This is a genomic window from Coleofasciculus sp., from assembly GCF_046565525.1.
GTDB lineage: Bacteria > Cyanobacteriota > Cyanobacteriia > Cyanobacteriales > Coleofasciculaceae > Coleofasciculus.
The window spans coordinates 22,873-48,117 of the sequence record NZ_JBKHUP010000039.1; the positions used below are offsets into that span (position 1 = coordinate 22,873).

15 protein-coding genes and 1 pseudogene are annotated in these 25,245 nt (G+C 45.2%); 10 read left to right on the top strand and 6 right to left on the bottom strand.

From position 1 onward, the window contains the following. Positions 1–60 precede the first annotated feature (60 nt). From ACLGGO_RS15530 to ACLGGO_RS15545, 4 genes are all read left to right on the top strand, one after another. Entirely contained in the window at positions 61–4,179 is a 4,119-nt protein-coding gene (locus ACLGGO_RS15530; protein ID WP_446419973.1) for a response regulator, read from the top strand. 67 nt (positions 4,180–4,246) lie between these two features. Beyond that, positions 4,247–5,509 (top strand): sensor histidine kinase, encoded by a 1,263-nt coding sequence (locus ACLGGO_RS15535; RefSeq protein WP_446419974.1) that lies wholly within the window; start codon positions 4,247–4,249, stop codon positions 5,507–5,509. Between the two features lie 280 nt (positions 5,510–5,789). Then, the gene (locus tag ACLGGO_RS15540; protein WP_446334003.1) at positions 5,790–7,226 is read left to right on the top strand and encodes a sodium/glutamate symporter; all 1,437 of its coding nucleotides are present in this window, start codon (positions 5,790–5,792) and stop codon (positions 7,224–7,226) included. A 355-nt stretch (positions 7,227–7,581) separates the two neighbouring features. Then, positions 7,582–8,076, top strand: a complete 495-nt coding sequence (locus tag ACLGGO_RS15545; protein ID WP_446334002.1) for a hypothetical protein — start codon at positions 7,582–7,584, stop codon at positions 8,074–8,076. 57 nt (positions 8,077–8,133) lie between these two features. On the opposite strand, the gene ACLGGO_RS15550 is transcribed toward ACLGGO_RS15545, so the two are convergent. From ACLGGO_RS15550 to ACLGGO_RS15565, 4 genes are all read right to left on the bottom strand, one after another. Beyond that, on the bottom strand, positions 8,134–9,009 hold the full coding sequence (locus tag ACLGGO_RS15550; protein WP_446419975.1) for a bifunctional class I SAM-dependent methyltransferase/HIT family protein: 876 nt from the start codon (positions 9,007–9,009) through the stop codon (positions 8,134–8,136). Between the two features lie 62 nt (positions 9,010–9,071). After that, positions 9,072–9,674 carry a vWA domain-containing protein gene (locus tag ACLGGO_RS15555; RefSeq protein ID WP_446334000.1) on the bottom strand — a complete coding sequence of 201 codons (603 nt, stop codon included), beginning with the start codon at positions 9,672–9,674 and terminating at the stop codon, positions 9,072–9,074. Positions 9,675–9,789: 115 nt separating this feature from the next. Further along, entirely contained in the window at positions 9,790–10,392 is a 603-nt protein-coding gene (locus ACLGGO_RS15560) for a vWA domain-containing protein (RefSeq protein WP_446334006.1), read from the bottom strand. 420 nt (positions 10,393–10,812) lie between these two features. Then, positions 10,813–11,898 (bottom strand): Fe(3+) ABC transporter substrate-binding protein, encoded by a 1,086-nt coding sequence (locus ACLGGO_RS15565; RefSeq protein WP_446419976.1) that lies wholly within the window; start codon positions 11,896–11,898, stop codon positions 10,813–10,815. A 27-nt stretch (positions 11,899–11,925) separates the two neighbouring features. Between ACLGGO_RS15565 and ACLGGO_RS15570 the strand changes: the two genes are divergently transcribed. The 3 genes from ACLGGO_RS15570 to dprA all read left to right on the top strand — a co-directional run bounded on the left by ACLGGO_RS15570 (position 11,926) and on the right by dprA (position 13,688). Beyond that, positions 11,926–12,057 carry a hypothetical protein gene (locus ACLGGO_RS15570; RefSeq protein WP_446333998.1) on the top strand — a complete coding sequence of 44 codons (132 nt, stop codon included), beginning with the start codon at positions 11,926–11,928 and terminating at the stop codon, positions 12,055–12,057. Between the two features lie 218 nt (positions 12,058–12,275). After that, positions 12,276–12,479, top strand: coding sequence for a hypothetical protein (locus ACLGGO_RS15575; protein ID WP_446333997.1), 204 nt, complete (start codon positions 12,276–12,278; stop codon positions 12,477–12,479). Positions 12,480–12,563: 84 nt separating this feature from the next. Further along, on the top strand, positions 12,564–13,688 hold the full coding sequence (gene dprA, locus ACLGGO_RS15580; protein WP_446419996.1) for a DNA-processing protein DprA: 1,125 nt from the start codon (positions 12,564–12,566) through the stop codon (positions 13,686–13,688). A 404-nt stretch (positions 13,689–14,092) separates the two neighbouring features. Here the strand turns inward: dprA and ACLGGO_RS15585 are convergent. Both ACLGGO_RS15585 and ACLGGO_RS15590 read right to left on the bottom strand, forming a co-directional pair. After that, positions 14,093–14,254, bottom strand: a pseudogene (locus tag ACLGGO_RS15585) (Uma2 family endonuclease); the annotation flags it as partial. Positions 14,255–14,673: 419 nt separating this feature from the next. Then, entirely contained in the window at positions 14,674–17,706 is a 3,033-nt protein-coding gene (locus ACLGGO_RS15590) for an NACHT domain-containing protein (RefSeq protein WP_446419977.1), read from the bottom strand. A gap of 1,046 nt (positions 17,707–18,752) precedes the next feature. Between ACLGGO_RS15590 and ACLGGO_RS15595 the strand changes: the two genes are divergently transcribed. The 3 genes from ACLGGO_RS15595 (at position 18,753) to ACLGGO_RS15605 (ending at position 25,213) form a co-directional block, all read left to right on the top strand. Continuing rightward, positions 18,753–18,965, top strand: a complete 213-nt coding sequence (locus ACLGGO_RS15595) for a hypothetical protein (RefSeq protein WP_446419978.1) — start codon at positions 18,753–18,755, stop codon at positions 18,963–18,965. A 10-nt stretch (positions 18,966–18,975) separates the two neighbouring features. Continuing rightward, the gene (locus ACLGGO_RS15600) at positions 18,976–20,868 is read left to right on the top strand and encodes a methyl-accepting chemotaxis protein (protein ID WP_446419979.1); all 1,893 of its coding nucleotides are present in this window, start codon (positions 18,976–18,978) and stop codon (positions 20,866–20,868) included. Positions 20,869–21,034: 166 nt separating this feature from the next. Beyond that, positions 21,035–25,213 carry an Hpt domain-containing protein gene (locus ACLGGO_RS15605; RefSeq protein WP_446419980.1) on the top strand — a complete coding sequence of 1,393 codons (4,179 nt, stop codon included), beginning with the start codon at positions 21,035–21,037 and terminating at the stop codon, positions 25,211–25,213. The last annotated feature ends 32 nt before the right edge of the window (positions 25,214–25,245 follow it).

Consider the following 25,245-nt stretch of genomic DNA (forward strand, 5'->3'; position numbering starts at 1 on the left):
TGTCAATTGATCCACCACTCCCACAATCTAAACCCAGTCCCGAATTTTGACGTTTGACCCATGATGAAAAAGCCACCCTTTTTTAAAATGCTCGCCAGAGACAGTAATCAGCAACTATCGGCACAGTTCCACAAATCTTGGCGTCCTCGTCATTTTCTGGTCTGGGTGGTAGTGGGTGTAACAACGGTGGCGATTGGTGCAGTAGCGACAGTCAGCTATTTGGGAGTGCGCCAGCTCATCTTGGAAAACATCAAGCAAAACGCGCTCAATTCCGTGCAAGCAGAAGCCAGTCAAATCGACCGATGGCTAGCCACCCTGAAGGCTGAAATCAGAACTATTGCCAATACCCCCACGGTACGTTCGATGGACTGGTTGCAGATTAAACCGTACTTGCAGATGGAAGTAACGCAAAGTCGGAATTTTACAGCATTTGCCATAACCGATGGCGATGGGAATTTTCAAACGACTGATAACGGTCAAGGGAATGTTAAAGATCGTAAACACTTCCAAAAAGCGATAGATGGACAAGTTAACGTCTCAGATCCGCTGCTTAGTCGGACAACCCAATTACCGGTGATTATCGTTGCTGCACCCATCAAAGCCATGCCACCTCAGCCGCCTCGACCGATTGGGGTAGTAACGGGCGCTATCGATATTGACCGGGTGGCTGAAGTTGTAGAAAGCATCTCCTATGGCAAGAAAAGCTATGCCTTTGCCTTAAACTCTCAGGGAGTGCCTATTGTCCATCCAGACCAAGAGACAATCGGAACACTCGACCAGCCAACTCCCAGTTTTATAGCATCCCCAGAACCTAATCTAGCCGCGATCGCTCGCCAGATGGTAGACAGAAAGCAAGAAATTCAAATGGCAAACCTGGCGGGGGAATCCGTCTATGTGGCTTATGTTCCGCTTCAAGAGGCTGATTGGTCAATTGCCTTAGTCATGAACGATGAAGAAATAGAGGGCGCTCTGTGGTCACTAAATTTGCTGGCGATTGTCATGGTCACTCTATTAGTCGTTGCCATTTTTTTCGTCAGACGACAGGTGAAACTCTTTGAGGAAACCCGGGCTAAAGCAGCCAAAGAAGCGCTGCTTAACCGCTTGACCAATCGCATCCATTCGTCCCTCGACTTAGACCAAACCTTACCCGCCACTCTAGAAGAACTGACGGCGCTGCTCGGTTTAGAGCGAGTTATTTTGGGTTGGTTGCTAGACGAACAGACGTTGACGATTGCCTACGAATACACCCAGGGCAGTTTGTCTGGCAATGGCAGACAGCTAACGATGAATCCTCCAGGTAAGTTGGGGACTCAATTACGACAGGGTGAGACGGTAGAATTAACCCTTTCCACCATTAGCGATGAATCCGATGATTCTGATGTAGGCACACAAGAGGATAATCATCTCTCCACCCATCCTCCTATCCCTGTGACTTCCCCTCAAACCTATACCCTGCAAAAAGGTCACTATTTAGTCGTTCCCATCCATCCTCAAACCGGTGCAAGAGGTTATTTAATCTGTATCCACCCCACAGCTTGGTCTAATAGTTCCAGCGACATCGAACTATTAGAAGCGATTTCTAAACAAATTGCCAGTGCTTGCACCCAGTCTCATCTGTACGCTAAAACCCAAGACCAAATCCAACTCCTAGACAGCACCTTAAACTCATTAGACCGAGAGCGCCGACAACTGCAACAAGTCATTGCCAGTGCGCCCATGGCAATGGCGATGTTTGACAGAGAAATGCGCTATATGGCTCATTCCCAAAAGTGGCTCATGGTGCAAGGGATTGAGGAGCAGTCCATCATTGGTTGCAGCCACTACGAAGTGATCCCAGACATACCGGAACAGTGGAAACAGATTTATCAACGGGCGCTTAAAGGACAAGTCATTACTAACCCAGAAGATATCTGGGAACGTAGCGATGGTTCTATCGTTTATATGCGCTGGGCAATTAACCCCTGGTATACTCCTGATGGTCAGGTTGGTGGGATTGTCATTGCCGCCGACCCAATTAACGAGTTAGTCGAAGCCAGAGAAGCGGCACTGGAAGCGGCACGGTTTAAGTCAAAGTTTCTGGCAAACATGAGTCATGAAATTCGTACCCCCATGAATGGCGTCTTGGGTATGGTGGGACTCCTGTTACAGACTCAACTCACGCCCCGACAGCGAGACTATGCCCAAACCATTCGCCGTAGTGCTGACCATTTACTGACAATCATCAACGATATCCTGGATTTCTCCAAACTAGAAGCTGGAGAAATGGAACTCGAAACCATTGAGTTTGACTTGGATGGCTGTATCGAATCGGTTATTGATGTGCTAGCCACTCAAGCCGAAGCTAAACACCTAGAACTGGCAACCTTAGTTGACCGCCAAGTCCCCCGAAAACTCAAAGGTGATCCGGCTAGACTACGGCAGGTTTTGTTAAATCTGACCAACAATGCCCTCAAATTTACACCCCAAGGGGAAGTGGTTATCCATGTCACCTTAGAAATTGCTACCTCCAAAAATGCCACGCTCCACTTTGAGGTGTCGGATACGGGAGTCGGCATTTCCCCTGAAGGGCAAGAAAAACTATTCCAATCCTTTTCCCAAGTCGATAGTTCCACCACCCGTCAATATGGTGGGACAGGCTTAGGACTAGCTATCTGCAAACAGTTGGTAGACTTGATGGGCGGCGAAATTGGCGTCAAAAGTAAGCTGGGTAAGGGTTCCACGTTCTGGTTTACGGCAAAATTTGATAAACAAGCACTCTCGGAACCCCCCAGCACTCCCTTTGCCCTCACTCATCTGAAACTGTTAGTCGTTTCCGAAAGTCGCACCACCCGCCAATCGGTGCGTTACTTAGTTAATACCTGGGGAATGGGGATTGATGAAGCCAACACAGCCGAACTGTCTCTAGATGCCCTGCGCCAAGCCGCTGCCGTTAACCAGCCTTATGATGTTGTGATCTGTGATTGGCAACTTCCCCAAGTCGAGGATGGGTCGCTCATTCAAACCATTCGCTCTGACCCAGGGTTGAGCCAAACGAAAGCCGTCGTTATGACCCCGATGAATCAACGGGATCAAGTCGAAGAATTATTGTCTGTGGGAGCGGCTAGTTATTTGCTCAAGCCGGTGAGAGCCTCACGGCTATTTGATAGTTTAATGGCGGCTGTAGCGCCCGAAATGATGAAAGAACAGCAGAAGGAAGAATTAGCCCAAAATACAGCGACTGGAGACTTAACTCACAGACGACCGGCGACTCCTCTGAATATCCTCTTAGCTGAAGATCACCCCATCAATCAACAAGTTATTATCAATCAGTTACAAATTTTGGGTTATGATGCCGACTGTGCTGCCAACGGTCAAATCGTCCTGGAATTAGTCGAGGAAAAATCCTATGATGTCATTCTCATGGACTGTCAGATGCCTATTATGGATGGCTACGCTGCTACAACCAAATTGATTGAGCGCTACGGTCGTCATCATCCAGTTATTATTGCTCTAACTGCTCATGCGTTTCCCGAAGACCGAGAACGATGCTCGGCAGTCGGTATGGATGACTATATTAGTAAACCCGTCGATGAGCAACTGTTGAGCGAAAGGTTAGAGTATTGGGCAACCCAGATTAACAAAAATCGTGACGGACAGGGAGATCAGAAGATGGAGAAACACACAGACACAGAAGACAAGGGAAATGGGGAGTTAACTCAAAACTATGTCATCGAGGATCGCGAAGGATTAGTCAGCGCCAGTTCTGAACAAATGTTATCGTCAACAGCGAAACGAAATGGGCTAAACTCTTCCCTACTTGCCTCAAACTCAACACTCAACACTCAACACTCAACACTTCCCCAATCCCCAATTAACTGGGAACACCTTGATCGTGTCACCCTCGGTAAAAAATCGGCTCAAGAACGACTATTGCAAGCTTTTATCGAACATGCTGAAGCAGATCTAAAGGATATCCAAACCGGAGTTACCGCCGAAGATTATGAACAAATCTATGCAAAAGCCCATCGGCTGAGAGGATCGAGTGCCAATTTAGGTATGGAGGCGATCGCAGAATTAGCCGCCCAAGTCGAAAACCTTGGACGTGCGGGTTCTCTAGCCGCTATCAAAGAAAATGTTGGCGAGTTAGAACGACAACTGGCTGCGGTTTGCGAATATATCCGCAATATGGATGAATTATGAATCACCTATTCCCTGTTCCTTGTTAAGAGTTCCCTAAAACATGACAAATGACAAATGACAAGTAACCATGGCAAAAATCCTCGCCGTTGATGATGATATAACGGTACAAATCATTCTCCAAGAGTTGTTAGAAAGTGAAGGTCATGAAGTGCTGCTGGCGGAAGATGGAGAAGCTGCACTCCTAAAAACCAAAGAACTTCAACCTGACTTAATCATCTGTGATTGGATGATGCCCAAACTCGATGGCTTAGAAGTTTGCCGTCGGATCAAGGCAGATCCGCAATTAGCAACCATCTTTCTGATTCTACTTACCATACGCGAACACGTCGCCGATCGCGTCCAAGGTTTAGATTCGGGGGCGGATGATTTTCTCTCGAAACCCATTGAACCTAGTGAATTGCAAGCCCGGGTTCGTTCGGGACTGCGGCTGAGTCAATTAAACAAACAATTCTCACAAGCCCTCCACGAACTCAAGCAAACTCAATCTCAATTAGTTCAGAGTGAAAAAATGTCCAGTTTGGGTCGGATGGTTGCTGGAATTGCTCATGAAATTAATAACCCAGTCACATTTATTCATGGCAACTTATCCCATATTGAATATTATACCCAAGACTTGTTGGAGCTAGTGGAATTTTATCAACAGGAGTATCCAAATCCTAGCCCTCGTCTACAAAACAAAATAACCGATGTGAATCTTGACTTTTTGAGCCAAGACTTTCCCAAAATATTGGGTTCGATGAAAATTGGCACTGAACGCCTGCGAGAACTGGTGCTATCGTTGCGAAAGTTTTCCCGAATCGATGAAGCTGAACGCAAATCGGTCGATATTCATGAAGGAATAGAAAGCGCTCTTTTTCTGGTACAATATCGGTTATTAAACTCAGCCGGACAGCCGTGGATTCAAATTATCAAAGAATACGGCAATCTGCCCCTGTTTGAATGCTATCCAGGACAACTTAATCAAGTTTTTCTTCACATTATTAATAATGCTATTGAGGCATTAGAAAGGGATAAAGAAAAAGCTAAAGTTAACGGTTATTCCCTTAAAAATATCCCAATTATTAAAATTCAAACAACTCTTCAAGATAACTATCAAGTCATTATTCATATTATCGATAATGGAGTGGGTATAACGGAAGTTGTAAAACCTCGAATATTTGATCCATTTTTTACCACAAAACCTGTCGGTAAAGGCAGAGGATTAGGACTATCCATTGCTCACCAAATTGTAGTGAGTCAACATGGCGGTGAGTTGGACTGTGTTTCTCAACCGAATGTCGGAACTCAGATGACGATTAAACTTCCTTTTCAAAAATGCTTGTTGGGTTAAGATTACCCTTAAAAAATATAATTTGTTGTTTTTATAATTACTGTAAATCAACGTCTCTACTTCTTATCCTAAATCCGGGTTCCCCACCCCCGTTATAATTCAGTTATTTTTAAGGGGACGCAAGGGCAAGTGTAGCAGCGATTTTAATCGCTGTGGCAAAAGGGAGTAACAAAGGCGGATTTTGTATTATTCGAGGTAGTCCACACCTGAAAGTGGATGAAGCATCTGAAAAACACGGAGACAGGATAAAATCAAACATTACCGCATCGTTGGTTTTTCCATGCTTAATCTTAAAGATGCCCTTTTCGCCTTCATCTTGGTTGCACTTCTAATTCTAGTCGGGCGGTTGATTCACCAAAAAGTCCGCTGGATACAGAAACTCTACATTCCCGAATCAATTGTCGCCGGTGTGGTGGCGCTGTTGTTGGGACCTCAAGTGCTGGGTGCGATCGCAGGTTCAACTTCACCCCTGGCAAATGGCTTATTCCCCGAATCCATTCGGGATGTGTGGTCACAGTCTCCGGGGGTGTTCATCAATATTGTCTTCGCCGCTTTGTTTCTGGGTGAATCGATTCCTAATCCACGGGACATCTGGAATAAAGCCGCACCCCAAGTGGTATTTGGTCAAAGTCTGGCGTGGGGGCAATATGTAGTGGGTATTTTACTAACAATGCTGATCCTCATTCCCTTCTTTGATATTGATCCGACGGCGGCGGCTTTAATTGAAATTGCCTTTGAAGGGGGACATGGTACAGCCGCTGGGATGGCGGGAACGTTTCAAGAATTGGGTTTTCCAGATGGCGCTGACTTAGCTGTAGGATTAGCAACCGTGGGGATTGTGTCGGGGATTGTGACGGGAACAGTACTTGCCAATTGGGGGAGACGTAAAGGCTATGTTCAAGGCGTTCAGCAAAACGTGGCTGAACCCGACTGGTTTGAGGATTACACCCACAGTGAAACCCCGCAAATTCGGAGGGCGCGATCGCGATTGATGCGGAATATGTTGGTTGATCCGCTGTCGCTGAACTTCGGCTTTGTCGGATTAGCGATCGCGATTGGTTGGCTGATTCTTAATGGATTAATTTGGATCGAGTCTTTGACATGGGGGAGGGGGGGATTTGAAATGATGACCTATGTCCCCCTATTTCCCATGGCGCTGGTTGGCGGGATTATTGTGCAGTTGTTGATGGAACGGTTGGGACTCCATCCGCTGATTATTCGACCCCTAATGAATAATATTGCTGGGGTAGCCTTAGATATCGTCATCGTTACCGCCTTAGCAACAATTTCTCTAACTGTAATCGGAGCCAACCTTGGTTCTTTTATTATTCTGAGTATCGCTGGGATAGCTTGGAACATTTTTGCCTTCCTTTATCTCGCCCCTCGCGTGATTCCCTCCTACTGGTTTGAACGGGGTCTGGGTGATTTGGGACAATCCATGGGAGTCACCGCAACAGGTATTTTATTGTTGCGAATGGTTGACCCCGACAATCGATCGGGTGCCTTTGAAAGTTTTGCTTACAAACAGTTGTTTTTTGAACCCATTGTTGGCGGCGGATTATTCACCGCAGCCGCACCCAGTCTTATTGCTAAATTCGGTCTAGTTTCCATGTTGTTTCTCACGGGCGGAATTCTCATCGCTTGGCTGATTTTTGGATTTCTCGCCTTTGGCAAAAGTGCCAGACGAGCTAGAAAAGCGGAAAAGGGGATGAAGTAGGGACAGGCGTTAATTATTAATCGGTCACTGCTCACGGGTCACTGATTTTCCCTTTCTTGGCTTTGTACTCTAGAATGAGCATATCGACGAATCAGGAGGTATAGCAACCGCCAAGGATGTTAGGATACATAAGATTCTCCGGAGACGTTCCACGCCTTACGTCTCCAGATAGTTTGTTTGTGCTTGCTCGATGTGTCTACTGCTATATCTGGTTGCCTTTTCATCCCCGGATTCCGGTCATTGACCTAGATAAGTGTCCGCGAACCAGGAAATCCAAAAAGCGATTTTTGGAATCCCCAACTAATACGAAGTATTTTGGGGAGGATGTCAATTGTCTCTTACACTTGCAAGATCCATGCTGACACATCACCGCTTGCCGGTTTGTCTTTCGGTTGTATCGACTGATCTGCCGATTTGGTTCACTATCGAAACAGCGGCTACACTGTATCAAAAAGAACGCGATCGCTTTCATTTGCTCTTGAGAGAACCCCCACTCCCCGGAGGGGAATCGCTACACCCACCTCAAACTGATCCCACTAATGGGGTCAAGGGAACTCTGCACCGACTTTTGTGGCTAGAAATTTCCCCCTATCGGGTGATTATGACAATGCAGGCAAATGGTAACTTGAGTTATCGTCACCGTTGGGAGCGAGGGGTGTATGGTATCAGTCGTTATTGGCTTCAGGGAACCTCGAAGAAAAACCATCAGTCTTTGCAACTGCGAAACTATACCCGGATGCTGAAACTAGAGGGACACCCCTTACCCCAACATTTGGAACTTGACTATGAACTTTGGTCTGGCAAGGTTCAACTGGGTCACTACCTTCTCCGGCTACAGATTCATCATTAGATAAGATTGGGGATTAGATGGCAAAAAGGGGATACTCAAGGCGGATTTGGTATGATATCATTTCCGGTCAAACTGGTAACTTGTAACCTTTGGAATCGCATATCTGATTCCACCTTTGGCTCCCGTAACATCCCCCTGGTAACGAGGGATAATATGAATACTTGTGTGCCTCATCTTTTGTCCCGCCTCTTTATTCACGTTGATTCCCACATTAAACCCATCCGGATGAAATTGATCCTTTAAAAATTCTTGCACTTTGTTTACCATAAACCAGCAGGCAGATTGTTCTTTAAAGTCCAGATCAAAATAATTGGCGACATGACGTTTAGGAATAATCAAGACATGACCAATGCTAGCTGGATAACCATCAAACATGGCATAAGCCGTTGCTGACTCGGTGAGTATCCGGAGATTTTTCCGAGGGTTGCAAAAGAGGCACTTATTTTCAGAATGTCTTTGATGGTTATAATGAACGTACTCGTAAATTTCGCAATACTCGTCTAGGTGAAGGGATTGGAAGGGCAGTTTAACTATGCACTGATACGTCGGCTTTTTATGAATATAATGTTCTCGAAACCCTTCTTTTTTTAGATCCCGCCTCACGGCATAATAAGCTTTTCCGCCCGGTTTTAACAAATGTGAAACGTTCATGAGAACAGTTGCTTGTTCTTCAGCAAACAGAACATTTAAAACATAAAAGCATAGGATGGTATCAAATTTATGATTGGGGTATTCTGGGAAATAGTAAGGGTCATACCCAGTGATGTCAAAGCCTTTTTGCTGTAAAAGTTTAACATCATTGCCAAAGCCACAACCAAAGTCTAGAATTTTACCGTGAAGCCGATTTGTTTCGAGGAGAAGCTGTCCAGGGAATGATAGATAAACTCTGTCTTTGGCGGTGAGATGACTGAATTGATTGGTTTGCTTTTTCATAGGAGAGGGGACAACAAAAAAAGCCTGCTAACCCCGATGCAGCATGAGCGGTGGTCAAGAGATTAATCCGCGATCGCGTTCACCAAGACTTCCGCTAACGTCATCTCCGCCATGTCATCTAGGGTAATCGTGTCAGCAATATCAAACTTAGCACCCGCCCCTTCTAGTTCGTCATCCAGAATCTGGAGAAATCGCTTCGCTGTGGGATCATTCCCAACTTGCATCAGCGAAATTCCCAATTCCTCATCTCGATCCATTTGACGCGATGCTTCAATAATCACCCGCATCACGGCTTTACGATCATCGGGTTCGCCATCAGTAACCACTAAAATCGTTTCCCCATCGGGTTTTGCTTCTCCTGCGGCTTTGCGCTGAAAATAGTTATCCGTGGCATCTTTGAGGACAGAGGCTAAGTCAGTACGCCCCATCGGTTCATTTTCTTGAAAAATTTGAGTCACTTTATCTGAGGTAACATTATCGTAGCGTCTAAAGCGACTGGAAAACAGGTAAACAGTGATACCATTAGCATCTAACTGTTCACATTTTCGGGCAACAGCTAAGGTTGATTCCTGAACCGTTTCCCAACGGCTTTTTCCACCGGGTTGATCCGGTGTGGACATGCTACCGCTTTTGTCGATAATTAAGGTGTAATCTCGATCTGGCATAATAAAAATCTATAAAAGGAACAGGGAACAAGGAAAATTAATTTGTAGGGGCGGGTTTGACTGATCACGTTATTAATTAAACTAATAACTGGAGTAAACCCACCCTGCTTGAGGATTAATCCTGAATGGCATTCAGCAAGATTTCGGGTAACGTCATATCCGCCATATCATCGAGGGTAACGGTGTCAACGATATCGAATTTAGCACCCGCCCCTTGCAATTCATCATCAAGGAGCTTGAGAAATCGCGTTGCTGTGGAATCATTGCCCACTTGAATCATGGAAATGGCTAATTCTTCATCCCGATCCATTTGACGCGACGCTTCCACAATTACTCGCATCACAGCTTTGCGATCGTCGGGTTCTCCATCGGTAATTACTAAAATGGTTTCCCCTTGAGGTTTAGTTTGTCCCGCCGTTTTGCGCTGAAAGTAGTTATTAATAGCATCCTGAAGTACACTAGCCAAGTCAGTCCGCCCCATAGGGTCATTTTCTTGGAAGATTTGCGCTACTTTGTCTGAGGTAACGCCATCGTAGCGTTTAAACCGACTGGAAAAGAGGTAAATGGTGATACCATCGGGGTCAAACTGTTCACATTTTCTGGCAAGGGCGAGAGTGGACTCTTGGGCAGTATACCAACGGGTTTGTCCACCGGGTTGGTCGGGCGTTGACATGCTGCCACTTTTGTCGATGATTAGGGTGTAGTCGCGGTTTTCCATAACTGAATCTGCCATAACACTAATTTCACGGATTTATTACAGAGATTGGGGTGGGGGTGTTAGATGTTGGTCACACTGATTTCACGGATTTATTACAGAGATTGGGGTGGGGGTGTTAGATGTTGGTCACACTGATGACACGCTCGGTTTTGGTATTGAACATTTAGTTTACCTCTATGCGTACCTGAGGTTGTACGCCTCTAGGTTGAATGTCACCTCCTTAGGGTTGGTGGGCAATGCCCACCCTACGGTATATCCTAACTTTTCACCAGAAGTCTAGAAACCTGAGTAGAGACGCGATGCCAGAAGCGTCTGGGCGGGTTTAGTCACCTTTCTTGTGCAACCGAAAAGTTAGTAGTGAAACCCGCCCCTACAAGTTAAATGATTCTACCTTCCCCCACGGGGATTAAAGGATTAGGATCACTTCCAACCAGCTCGATCCATTAATTTAACGGCTTCTGGGTTTTTTTCTCCATAAGTGACGACATCTAACTCCGATTCCTTGAACTCACCAAAGCTAGAGACAACGGAATTGGCTTCCATCTCCGTCACGATAGGATACTCATTCCCTTGATTGGCAAAGATTTCTTGGGCTTCTGGCGTAACCAGATACTCTAAAAACTTAACCGCATTGTCTTTGTTCGGCGCATTGATAACGACACCGCCGCCGCTGATGTTGATATGAGTCCCATCGGCGGTTTGATTGGGGAAGAACACGCCCACTTTTTCGGCTACTTCTTGATCTTCAGCCGCATCAGACTGTTTGAGACGGGCAACATAGTAATGGTTGACTATTGCTACATCACATTGACCCGCTGCTACGGCTTGAATTTGGGAGGTGTCATTCCCTTCGGGGGGACGGGCAAAATTAGCCACTAAGCCTTTTACCCAGTTTTCTGTCTCTTGTTCTCCTTTGCTTTCGATCTTAGAGGCGACTAAGGATTGGTTGTAGATATTTTCGGAACTGCGGATGCAAACCCGTCCTTTCCATTCGGGTTCGGCTAAAGCCTTGTATGTGGAGAGTTCCTCTGGCTGAACATTTTCTTGGTTATAGACGATGATTCGCGCCCGTTTGGATAACCCAAACCACTGTCCTTGGGAATCGCGTAGATTGGCGGGAATTGCTGATTCTAGCGTTTCTGAGGAAACTGGTTGCAACAATCCATCCTCTTGCGCCCGCCACAGGCGTCCCACGTCAACGGTAATTAATACGTCAGCCGGACTGTTTGCCCCTTCACTCTTAATCCGTTCAATTAACTCATCGGCGTCCCCTTCAATCAGGTTCACCTTGATCCCCGTTTCTTCGGTGAAGTTCTCGTAGAGAGCATCATCGGTGTCATAGTGACGGGCGGAATAGAGGTTAATTTCACCCGCATCGGCTGTATTACCCGTCGCACCATCAGTATTTGCCGTATTAGCTTGTTCGTTGGGACTTGAACAGCCCGCCACGACGAATAGGGCGAGTCCAGAGCAGAGTCCAATTATACTACGTCTAGTAATTTTCATTAGTGACCAGTTTTGCCGTGATTTGAGTTGAGTACCAGTGAAGTGCGATCCGTTATTGGTGATCCGTTACCACCAGAGATGAATATCCTAGCCCGTCTGGGATTTGGCGAAGTTGCCAAGGGTTCACTCAGGTTGACCACGCTGCACTGGAGTGGATAGATGATTATTGTACCTGTTAATGCAAGTAATTCTTAATTGAGGAGTAATTATCCTGGCAATTGGCATGAAAGCCATGTATAGACATGCTTTTGAAGTGTTTCCCAGCCGATGTGTTGGGGCGGGTTTGACCGACCGGGCGATATCATTTAAAGGCTGCCTGTTAGTTGTTTCATCCCAATCAACCCTTAAGTTTCATCCCAATCAACCCTTAATATGATATGGCATACAGTGACTTTAGCCTAGACAAAGTCGTGAAAACCTTTGAGTTAACTATTTGTGATCAAATCAAAATGTTTTCATCTATACCGGAACTAGAATGCAGCAATTATCTACTAGAGACTCTAGATTATAACGTACCGTTAGCTCTAGCTAGTAATACCGAAAAATCCCGCTCAGAGATGATTATTGCTCCCATTCATTAATGTCTAATCGTTTCTGCTGTTCCTCTGTTGTTTCAACCTGAACCAATTTGATTGACTGAACGTATTGATAGTGAGGACAATCCATTGCCAGACGATCGCGCCTATTGGTTAGCTTGGTCACAAGTCCCTCGTGTGGGACCGGTGTTGCTGCAACGCCTACAGCAGCATTTTGACACCTTGGCAGAGGCTTGGGCGTCTCCAGCGAGGGAGTTGGGTAGGGTAGAAGGGTTTGGGCTGCGGTTAATCGAAGCAGTAGAGGAGACGCGATCGCACCTCAACCCCGAAGAGTTTCTGGAACAGCACTGTGTCAAAAATCCCTATTTCTGGACACCTGCTGATCCCGATTACCCCCGCTTATTGCTAGAGATTCCTAGTCCGCCGCCAGTATTGTACTACCACGGACAGGTTGATCGGCAGGAAAATCAGGGGATGAAGCCGATGGTTGCGATCGTCGGAACTCGCGAACCAACCGATTATGGCAAGCGTTGGACAAAGAAAATTAGTGCCGCGCTGGCAAAAAAAGGCTTTACTGTAGTATCTGGAATGGCAGCCGGGATAGATACCGAAGCCCACAAGGGATGTTTAGAGGCTGGTGGGAGGACGGTAGCCGTTTTTGGTACAGGAATTGATGTGATTTATCCGCCTAGGAATAAATTACTGTACGAGACTATTTTAGAACAGGGATTGGTATTAAGTGAATATCCGGCAGGAACCAAGCCGAATCGCCCTCATTTTCCCCAACGCAATCGAATTATCGCCGGCTTGAGTCGGGCGGTTTTGGTGATGGAAGCCCCGACGAAATCAGGGGCGTTGATTACAGCGTATCAAGCGAATGAGTTTTGTCGCGATGTGTATGCGTTACCGGGTTCGTTGGATAATCCTAATGCTGTGGGATGTTTGGGATTATTGAGTCGGGGGGCAAATGTGATTTTGAGTGAGGGGCATTTGTTGGAAATGTTGGGGGCGATACCGGAATTAGATACCGGGAAACAGTTGTCTTTATTTGAGCCAGAACCTGTTAAAATGACGCCGAAGTTAGCGCCAGAGTTGGCAAAGGTGTTTCAGGTTTTGGGGATTGAACCGACGCCCTTAGATGTGATTGTCCAGGAAACAGGGATGACAGTGGCGGAGGTTTCTAGTGTTTTGTTGCAGTTGGAATTAGAGGGGTTAGTGTCGCAGTTACCGGGGATGTTATATCGGCGAAATTGAATCATTATTTTATCGTAGGGGCGCACAGACGTGCATCCGTGTCAACTTAACCTACAAAAAGAAAGCAATACCTTGAGCTGACCCCTCCCTAACCCTCCCCTTGGCAAGGGGAGGAAACATTTCCCCCCTTAGCAAGGGGGGATTAAGGGGGGTTAACATTAAGGTCACGAGATTCAAACTCTGACAGGGAAAAACTTTTCAGCTTAAGTTGACACCAATGACAGACGTGCGCCCAGTTTTGGATTTATAGCAACCGCCAAGACAGTTAGGACACATCGGATTCGTAGAGACGTTCCGGTGGAACGTCTCCAGAGAGTGTGTTTGTCCTAATCGATGTGTCTACTGCTATAACTTAGGATAAATGGTACTGACTGGCATGCTGGTGGGCAATGCCCACCCTACAGATACCAAAGTAAGTCTCCGGCTACAAATACATTCGGGTCATCTTTAAATAGAGCATCACAGCCGCCTTGGATTTTGGTAATCCATTGATATTGAAGGGTGCTGTCTGCTATCGGTTTACCATCACTAGAGGGATAAATGATTTCTTCTTTGGCGAGTGTCATAGTATTAAAGCCTAAGTTGAATTTACTTAGTCATAAGTTGTTGTGTTGTCGTTGATGGATATTGATTAAATTGTATCAAAATTTGCCTCTCTAATAAGATTATCCTGTAGGGGCGACCCGCTTGCATAAATTGACAATTGTATCTATTCAATTTGAACGGGTCGCCCTTTGTTTTCAGGGGAATTATAAACATCTGAGTCGGGGCGGGTTTAGTCACATCTGGGTGCAACCAAAAAGATAGTTGTGAAACCCGCCCCTACACATTTAACACGAATGTCGCTGAATTAAGTTCGTAGTAGGCACTTTAGTGCCAGAAGCGCTAAAGCGCTGACTACAAACTCTAAAGTCAGTGCAATTTAAGTTAACACTAACGTTGTTTAGATTGGATTGTGCAAACAAAATTTATGTTTAAAATTATATCATATATCGCTTTTTTTGTTATCGAATTGTGCCAATTTATTCTGAGCAAATTCCCTAACTTTTTCATCAGGATCATTTTCGGCTCTGTCGCGCAGCAAGGGTAGAGTCTGGGGATTATCAGGATATTGTTTGATAATGATTTCAAGTGCTAATTGCCGAGGATTGTTTTGCCAGTCCTTCTCTCGCACAAAGGGATCATTCAGAGCGCGATCGCGTAATAATTCAAATAGCCATGGCTCATCTTTCCAGCCTTTGGCTAATTCTTCCACTGCTGCAAGTCGCACACGCCAATCGTCATCAGATTGGGCTTTTTGTTTGAGAATCGGTAAGGTGTCTGGGTCATCTTTCCAGCCTTTGGCTAATTCTTGCACCGCTGCACGTCGCACAGCCTCATCGTTATCAGATTGGGCTTTTTGTTTGAGAATCGGTAAGGTGTCTGGGTCATTTTTCCAGCCTTTGGCTAATTCTTTTACCGCTGCATATCGCACATCCCACTGATCATCAGATTGAGCTTTTTGTTTCAGCCAAGGCAAGGTATCTGGGCCATTTTTCCAGCCTTTGGCTAATTCTTGCACCGCTGCATGTCGCACATCATGATGGCGATCAGATCGGGCTTTTTGTTTGAGAATCGGTAAGGTATTTGGGTCATCTTTCCAGCCTTTAGCTAATTCTTGCACCGCTGCTTGTCGCACAGTCGAATCATCATCAGATTGGGCTTTTTGTTTCAGCCAAGGTAAGGTGTCTGGAGAATCATGCCAGGTTGTCGCAATTGCCGCAACCGCTTGAATACGAATTTCTCGAACTAAAATGAATTCCCTCATAGAAGATGGTTCGTAATAATAATGTAAGTCGTACTGGGTTAACCCTTTTAACTGGTTCAGTAATTGAGTTGCTGTCGATGCAATTACCGAACGATTCCGCACCTCAGAAAGGCAATCCGCCGCTAGAAACACATTAATAAACCTCGCCGCTTCCCCCGACTGATTCCTCAAATAATCTATAATCTCCCCAGCTAACCTTGGTTCAATCATCCCCACAATCAACCGTAACACTTCATGCCAAGACTCATCCTGCCAATGCTTGCCAAAAACCTCGGTTTTCAACTCCTCCAGAGAAATTGTTCGTTCTTTCTCAAACTGCCAAACATATTCCCAGGCGCAGAAATATTCTAAAAACGTCCGATGCACAAAGGCATAATAATCCGCCCCCATGAAACATAATATAAAATTACGTTCCCGCAGTTGCTTTATCATCACCCGCGCCACCGCCCTAGGATTGTTGATATCTAAGGTTTTCAGATAATCTGTCAAAATCTGCTCTAACTCATCCGCCGCAATCAGATTACCCGCCAACCCTTTCTCCGCCCCTTGCATCTGATAAGCAACCCGACGCAACATCGCCTGTTTATCTTTATAATCAATGGTTTGAATCTCTAACTGTTGATGTTCGACTAACGCCCGTTCTACATCCCATTGATACAGCAATACCTGCGAGGCTTGGTTATATAATTCGGGTCTATCTCTGGGTAATTCTCGATTGCGATTTAATATTGCCATCATGGTTAGCAATAAGGGATTCTCAGCGAGTTTGCGAATCGCTTTTGAGGTATCAATTGACCGTTGTAGTCGTTCCTGCGTCCTCTGTTTTTCTGCTTTATCGGTAAAGGTTAAATCATGCCAACGGGTAATAAAATCTTGAATCTGATCTGCCTCCAAATCTTGCAACATAAAATGATCAAACTGAGCATCTCTTAAGCGCTGTGGTTTATAGCCAATCACGCGAGAGGTGACAATTACTCGCACATCAGGATAATCATTAGTGAAGCGATGAATATCAGTAATCACATCCTCCCGTTTGCCCGGATCAAATACCTCATCCAAGCCATCAAACATGACCAAAGCATTTCCGGCTTTTAACTGTTCCACCAGTTGATGCTGATTCAGATGACAGACAATCCCACTGCTATCATGGAAGAATTCCAGGAAATTCTTACATTGTCCCGCATCGCGATTTCGCATATAGGTGCGTAATTCAATCAGCAGGGGAATCGGCTGGAAACTGGCATCATTGGGTGTAGAATTTGCCCAATCTAATGCCAAATATTGCAATAAGGTGGATTTGCCTGAACCCGGATCACCGAGAATCACCAGATATCGATAGTTATCTTTATCGTTAATAATTTCATTGATGGGGCGGATTGGCTGTTGAGAATAAACCTGTTTATATTCGGTTAACTCTTCGATGGATATATCTGTGTCGAGTTGATTACTCTCTCGCAGTCGCCGTTGATGTTCTTTGGGCAGTTCATAGACTTGGGGTAATACCTGATGAACTTGTCGCACATTTTGCGGAATGAAGATTTGCCAGAGTTTCAGTTGGTTATAGGCGCAGCCTGTTGTCTCTAAACTGGATAGATTTAAGTTGCTGTAGCGTTCCCGTAATCCCTCTTGATATTTGGGTAAATTAAAATCCGGAGGAATTCCAGCAATTTCTCGAACTTTTTCTTCTATGGATTCCTGAATCTCTAATTCTAACAGTTCCTTTAATTTTGGCGAATTTCGGACAAGGCGTTTCACTTCCTTGACATATTTCTTGGCAACCCCATCCCAGTTAAACCCAGTCGGCATATCGGGTGAATAGCGCTGTACCCAGATTATCCTTAATTGATTAGCGTCTATGACTCGACAATCTTTTTCAAAGACTTTTCCCAATAGCGGTTTTACTTCGTCATCTCGGATAAACCGCCCGATTTCGACTTGATAGGTGTCGCGGATTTCTGCTCCGGTTAACTCACATTCAAATAATAGTTCGTCTTCGATGAGTTTCAAGAATTGGGCTAAGGCTTCCAGTAAGGCTTTTTTGAGGATATCCGGTGAGGCTAACAGTACCCCCTCTCTGAGGCAGTCTTTGAAGAAATCGTTAACGTACTCTTCCAGCTTTTCCTGCTGTAGTTTCAGCCAAATCTCTTTGAGTTCTAAGTTTTTAACGATTAAAGCGCCGACACTACTCAAAGCTGTCCCCGGTTCCACCATGATGCAATTCCTACAGGAAACTCATTTTTACCATTTTAGGCAAGAATACTTTTGTCGGTTGGGTTGAGGTAAGTAGGCTGAGACTTCTCGTACTCGCCTAGGAGAACTTGAAGGGTAGAGTAACCTAACTTTAATGGTACTGAAAATTTGCATTTTTGGCTCGCCGAAACTCTTGATATAGCGTAGGGTGGGCATTGCCCACCAACATACCAGTCAGTGCCATTCAACCTAACTTCAGTATCAGAAGGCACTCAGGTTGGGGGTATCTGATTGTCCCTTGTTAACGGGCGGGTAATTTCCGCTGCGCTGCACAGGGGTTAGCCTGTTGGGTAACAAGCGTCAACCCAACCTACTGGCTACTGGCGTGGCTTGAGGTGTAAGTGGGGTGTAGTGACGTGGCACACCTAAGCAAGATGAATTAACCCCACGCCCGGAAAACCTATAAAATCAGGGGCTCGCATCCCCTACTACGAACATAGACGTCATCCTGATACTATTTCTCGTAATACATTATCCATAAATGTATGACAAGTGTATGTCATTTTTGTATGACAATTTGCTGAATTGTCACTGAATAAGTCAGGGTTTCATATAGAGCTTGGTTGGCTTAAAGATAAAATTTTAATTCTGCAAATAGAAAATTAATTAACTTGAATACTGTTTTTTATTTATTGCCCATAAATTATAAACAATTGATAAATTTGTTGCCGAAAATACATCCAGTGCAATAGCATAGGAATGATGTCGAAAACAGTCTGATAGGATAAAAAAGCTGGGTGTCTCTAGTGGTCTGGGTTAAACGCTCCTATAGAATGTATATCAATCAAAGCCAATACCTCGTCAGGTTATTTGGCTTCAATCTTGCTCAAACCCAGCATTTGTGAACAGGCTGATTTTCCATTCTAAATTCAGCCAAAAACGATGATAGGCTCTCGTCCTACAGATTGGCTAAACCAGGGTTATCTATGATTATGAGCAAACTTAAATTCAACTGAACTAAACAGCAAGTATCCTGCGATGACCTACACCTTGACAGACTTACGATTTTGCAGCATACGTTTGGCTTATCCTTTAGGAAAAATGCCCTGAGTAAATTTACCGATAAAGGCGTAATCAATTCCATCCCTGTGCTAAGAATCTCCTCTAATCTGGCAAAACAGAGGACTAGGGGAGTTTCCCAGGAAATGAATGGACTGTATTTTCTCTCCTCCCATCTCCAGCAGGGAGACGGGATTGTTCAACAGAATCTAGAGTGGTAGGTAACCAGCCATGTTGGCAAAATTTCTCAAAAATTTATCCAACCAGAAAAAACTTCAGAATCAAATTCTATTGCTGCTGTTTTTAAGCAGTCTTATTCCAGTCTCGATTGTGGGACTTTATGGAATATTTTCGTCCACTACCGCCCTATCCGAATTATCGGAAACTCAACTCGAGAATAAAGTTGCTGACGACGCCGAAAATATTGGCGCTGTCTTAGAGGGGATTAATGAGGATGTGTTGTTCCTAAGTGAAATTCCCGCAATTCAAGGAATTATCCGAGCGGAAACGGGTGGTGGAACGGATTCGCAAAGCAATCAATCGGCTGATGCTTGGGTAGAACAAGCCGAGACTATTTTTGCGAGTCTAATGGAAGCGAAGTCTGACTATATGCAGCTTCGGTTTCTTGACGAAAACGGTCAGGAAGTGGTAAGAGTTGATTCCGATGGGACGACGACAACAGTTATCCCGAAATCTGAGTTGCAAAATAAAGGCGATCGCGACTATTTTACGGAAGCGATAAAACTCGCTCCAGGTGAGGTTTATGTCTCCCCGGTGAACCTGAACCAGGAACGGGGACAAATCGAAACACCGTTTAAACCTGTGATTCGCTACGCCACACCTGTTGTTAACTCAGCCGGGGAAAAACAGGGGATTGTGATTGCTAATGTCTTTGCCAATCAGTTCCTCCAATTTATCGAAGATGCCAATTTAAGTAGGGGAGAACAGGCGTTACTGATTAATGCAGAGGGCTACTATCTTTCCCATCCCGACGATGATAAAGAGTGGGGATTTGATCGGGATATTGATGAAACATTGGCAAAGGATTATCCTGAGCAAATTGTTGAGCAAATTCTCCAAGGTGAACAGGGATTGATTGGTACAGGAAGTAATGAACTAATCAGCTATGCAAAAGTTGATCCAGCGCCGAATCAACCTGGCTTTTTAGTGGCTATCCGTACCGTTCCTAAAAGCACGATTTTTGCGTCTGTAAATGCCTTTAAACTGGTGGCGACACTGATCATTTTAATCTCCCTCGCCGCCGTGCTACCTGTAGGTGTTTTCCGGACACGCCAACTGGCGGATTTAATCAAACACATTGTGACTCGGATCTCCACCGCTAGCCAAGAAATCTTTTCCACTTTAGAAGAACAAGAACGGGTGGCGAGTCAGCAAGCGGCTTCGGTGAATGAAACCACCACCACCATGGATGAGCTAGAAGCCTCCTCCCGACAATCCGCCGAGCAAGCCAAGGCTGCTGTAGCCGCCGCTCAGAAAGCCCTGGAACTGACTCAGGGAGGAACACAAGCGGTAGGTGAAACCCTCGAAGGGATGTACATTCTGGAAAATAAAGTCGGCGCGATCGCACAACAGATTGTTCGTCTTTCTGAACAGGCGAATCAAATTGGTAGTATTTCTCAGTTGGTGTCTGAATTAGCTAACAAAACTAATATGTTAGCGCTCAATTCTTCAGTAGAAGCCGTGCGTGCGGGAGAACATGGTAAAGGCTTCTCTGTGGTTGCTAATGAAATTCGCAAATTAGCCGATCAAAGTCAACAATCTGCAGATAAAATTAGTCTTCTGGTTTCAGAAATTCAAAGTGCGATAAACTCAACCGTAATGGTGACTGATGAAGGCACAAAAACCGTCGCATCCGGTGTACAAATTGCCCAAAAAACCAATGACGCCTTTACTGGTGTAGCCGATGCGGTTGACAAAGTGGTGTTAAACAATCAACAAATATCCCTGAACTTGAAACAGCAAGTCGATGCGATTCAACAAGTCGTTGAGGCAATGGAAACCATTAATAAGGGAGCCAAAGAAACCGCCACGGGTATTAATCAAACCAAGATAGGTACTCAGCAACTGAACGAAACCTCTCTGGAATTGCAACAGATGGTTTAAATGTGCGGGGATGTTTCAGACGTACCATGCTACGTCTGAAACATTCAGTCAGGGCGGGTTTAGTTACATGTGAGGGTAAGAAAGGATAATAGTAAAACCCGCCCCGACAAACTAGATCTCTGTTCCCTAACTAAGGACAAATGACAAATGACAATGATAGACGACAATGATAGACGATGAAGAACTGCGAAATTTGTATAAAACGGCGGGCAAAGAACGTCTAGAGAAACTCGCTGTCGGTTTGCAACATCTACAAAAAAACCAAGACAATGAGACAACTTTAGAACAGTTGCTGCGAGACGTTCACAGCCTAAAAGGAGACTCCAAAAGTTTAGGCGTTGAGGCTGTAGAAACCCTTGCCGATCGCCTGGAATGGACTCTGGGACGAATTAAACGCCAAAAGCTGGTTTTTTCGCCCTCTGTGAGTCAAGTTCTTGAACACGGATTAGATGCAATTCGTCTTTTCGTCGCCGAAGCTGTCACCGGTCAACCTAGTGGTGTAAATTTAGCTGAGATACTGGATCAATTTCAACAAATGGCTGTTGAGCCAGTAGAAAAAGCCGTAGGTAGAGACGTGAAGGTGGAACGTCTAGAGGGAGAGGAAATGAGCGCAAGTACAGACATTCCGGTGGAACCTCTATCATTTGAATTAGCCGAAAGCTATATCGATGATGATGAATTACGACAAGTGTATCAACTTGCTAGTGGTGAACGGTTACAAAGCCTAGAGGCTGGATTACATCATTTGACACAACATCCAGAAGATGAATCTATCTGGGAACAATTGCGCCGGGAAGCCCATACTATTAAGGGTGATTCTCGTAGTGTTGGCGTGGAAACCGTGGAAATTTTGGCTCATCCCCTCGAAGAAATTATCGAGAGCCTCAAATCCCAACCCACCGCGTTTACCCCCCAAGTTAGCCAAACCTTACATCAAGGATTAGATGCTATTAGCAAATTAGTCCAAGAAGCCGTAACCGGTCAACCCAGTCTAGTGGATACCACTCAGGTGCTAGAACAATTTATGCTGGTGCTGGAAAATTGCCAACAATCGGCTGTGGCTTCTCCGGTTCAGGAGGATACTCCTAGAGAAGAATGTCTATCCTCTGAATTAGCAGAAATAGCAGAAAGCTATATCGACGATGATGAATTACGACAGGTGTATCAACTCACCAGTGATGAACGGTTGCAAAGCCTAGAAACTGGGTTACGTGATTTAGCAGAAAATCCAGAAGACGAAGCCATCTGGGAGAAATTGCGGCGAGAAGTTCATAGTCTCAAAGGCGATTCTCGTAGCGTTGGTGTGGAAACCGTGGAAATTTTGGCTCATCCCCTGGAAGAAATTATCGAGAGCCTCAAATCCCAACCCACGGCTTTTACCCCCCAAGTTAGCCAAACCTTACATCAAGGATTAGATGCTATTAGCAAGTTAGTTCAAGAAGCGGTAACGGGTCAACCGAGTGTGGTGGATACGACTCAGGTGTTGGAACAATTAATTATTGTACTCGAACATTGCCAACAATCGGCTGTGGCTTCTCCGGTTCAAGAGGAAGCAGGGTTTGTCGAGGCGGGTTTTACTAATAACGTTCACTTCACTCAACCCACCCCACCTCAACCCTCTCCTACCCCTCAACTCGCCCCTAGCTTTATCGAAGATCAAGAACTACGAGAGGTGTATCAACTCTCTAGTACCGAACGGTTGCAGATTTTGGAAGCTGGGTTACTGTATTTAGAAAAAGATCCTGATGATGAAGCTACCTTAGATCAATTATTGCGGGAAGCCCATAGTCTCAAAGGGGATTCTCGTAGCGTTGGCGTCGAATCGGTAGAAACCCTAACCCATCATATCGAAGAAATTTTTGATCGCATCAAATCTAAACAGCTTGGTTTTACTGTCAAAGTCAGTGAAAGCCTCTATGATGCATTAGAGGCAATCAGTCGCTTAGTTGATGAAGCGGTAACGGGTCAACTCCAGGGAGTCGATACGGCGCAAGTGCTGAACCAATTAATCGTCGCAACTGAAGCGTCAGCACAATTACCTCCTGTGGTAACTGTCTCCAAATCAGCGACTCCGCCCATTTCTCCCCCGGCTTCCCTGAAGATTGTGGGTTTACCTGATGTCCAATCCTCCCCATCGGAGCGCCCCCTCAGCGCTACGTTGATTGAAGATGAGGAACTGCGGGACGTTTATAAACTCGCCAGCTTTGAACGTTTACAGAAACTAGAAACGGGATTACTGCAATTAGAAAAGTATCCTGATAATCAAACCATTTTAGACGAATTACTGCGAGAAGCCCATAGTTTAAAAGGAGACTCCAGAAGCGCAGGCGTTGAACCCGTTGAAGCCTTAATTCACCACGTTGAAGAGATTTTAGGGGGGATTAAACTCAAGCCAACAATTTTAACCCCAGATATTAGCGATCGCTTGTATCAAGGATTGGATGCAATGGGTAAACTGGTACAGGAAGCGGTGACGGGTCAACCAACAGGTGTAAATACTGTGGAGGTTCTCAATCAGTTACTAGCGGTTTCTCCCCCTAGCTTACCTGATGCTGTACCGATTCCTATTAAACCCCTTCCCCCTCAACCCTCGATATCCAAAACCCCAGGAATCAGTGACGCCTACCGTATCGATACAATTCGCGTTCCCACTCGTGAGTTGGATACTTTAATGGCGCAAGCTGAGGAACTGAATGTAACTAAACTTCGCATTGCATACACAGCATCAGAAGTTGAGGAACTGGTGACACTTTGGCAAGAATGGAAAGCCTTTTCTCGTCAAGCCCGATTCGGTGAGGGGATAGCCAATGAAATTAACCCATTCCAAGAACGCTTAGACCAAAAGATTAACGCCTTGCGAACCGCTACCCAGGATAATACCACCAACCTGGATTTAATTGCTGAGGATTTACGGGAGAGAATTCAAACCCTACGACGATTACCCCTGTCTACCATTTTCCAGTTGTTTCCGCGTATGGTGCGGGATTTAGCCCGAAAACAGGCTAAACAGGTAGAGTTAGTGATTGAAGGGGGAGACACGATGGCGGATAAAAATATTCTGGAGGATATTAAAGATTCTTTAACCCATCTGATTCGCAACGCGATCGATCATGGGGTGGAAACACCTGAGGAACGCGAGAAAATGGGTAAACCTCCAGTGGCAAAAATTTGGCTCCGGGGTAATTTAATTGGTAATATGATTGTCATCGAAGTCGCCGATGATGGGCGCGGACTTGACTTAGAACAAATTAAGCAGACGGCGATTAAACGCAAACTTTACCAACCCGATGAGCTGGAACGGATGAATTCTAGCCAAATTTATGAACTCATTTTTGCCCCAGGATTCTCCACGCGAACCTTTATTACCGAAATTTCCGGTAGGGGGATTGGCTTGGATGTGGTACGGACAAATATTGAACGACTCAAAGGCGCGATCGCGATCGAATCGACTCCAAATCAAGGAAGTAGGTTCCGTATCCAGCTTCGCACAACTTTGGCAACGGTTAATGCGTTATTTGTTGAGGTTCAGGGAATTATCCAAGCCCTCCCCATTGAATTTGTCCAAACCAGTTTACTCCTTTCTCCTGATGAAATAGAAACCATTGATGGGCGCGAGAGTTTAAAATGGATGGATCAAACGGTTCCTGTCGCCAATCTCGCCGATGTATTGGAACTGTCAAACTCCCCAAGCTACGCCCTTACCGCCAAAAAGGAAACGCCGATTTCTGAGTTGCGATCGTGTATTCTGCTCAAGGTTGGAGAGGAACTCTCTGGGTTTTTAGTGGATCGCCTTTTGGATACCCAAGAAATCCCCCTCAAACCTCAAAGTTTGTTATTAAAGCGGGTGCGAAATGTTTTGGGTGCAACTATTCTCCCCACGGGGGATGTTTGTATGATTCTCAATCCTGCTGATTTAATTAAATCGCTGCAAAAACAAAGTCTCTCAACGGTTTCTGTTCAAGCCAAGACGGTTCTGCAAGCTAAACCCACGATTCTCTTAGTCGAAGATTCCCTCGCGGTTCGTACTCAAGAAAAACGACTTTTAGAACGAGCGGGATATGAAGTAGTGATTGCTGTCGATGGATTAGAAGGTTATACAAAACTCAGAAGCCGTCATTTTGATGCGGTGGTTTCTGATGTAGAAATGCCTCATTTAGATGGGTTATCGCTAACGGCAAAAATTCGCCAGCATCCAGACTATCAAGACTTACCGATTATTTTGGTAACCACTTTGGATTCAGAAGCAGATCAACAACGGGGTGCCCAAGCAGGAGCGGATGCTTACATTATTAAAGGTAAGTTTAATCAAGCATTTCTTTTAGAAACCTTAAGCCGACTGGTTTAATTGAGTTAGGTTTGTACGTAGTTGGCACTTTA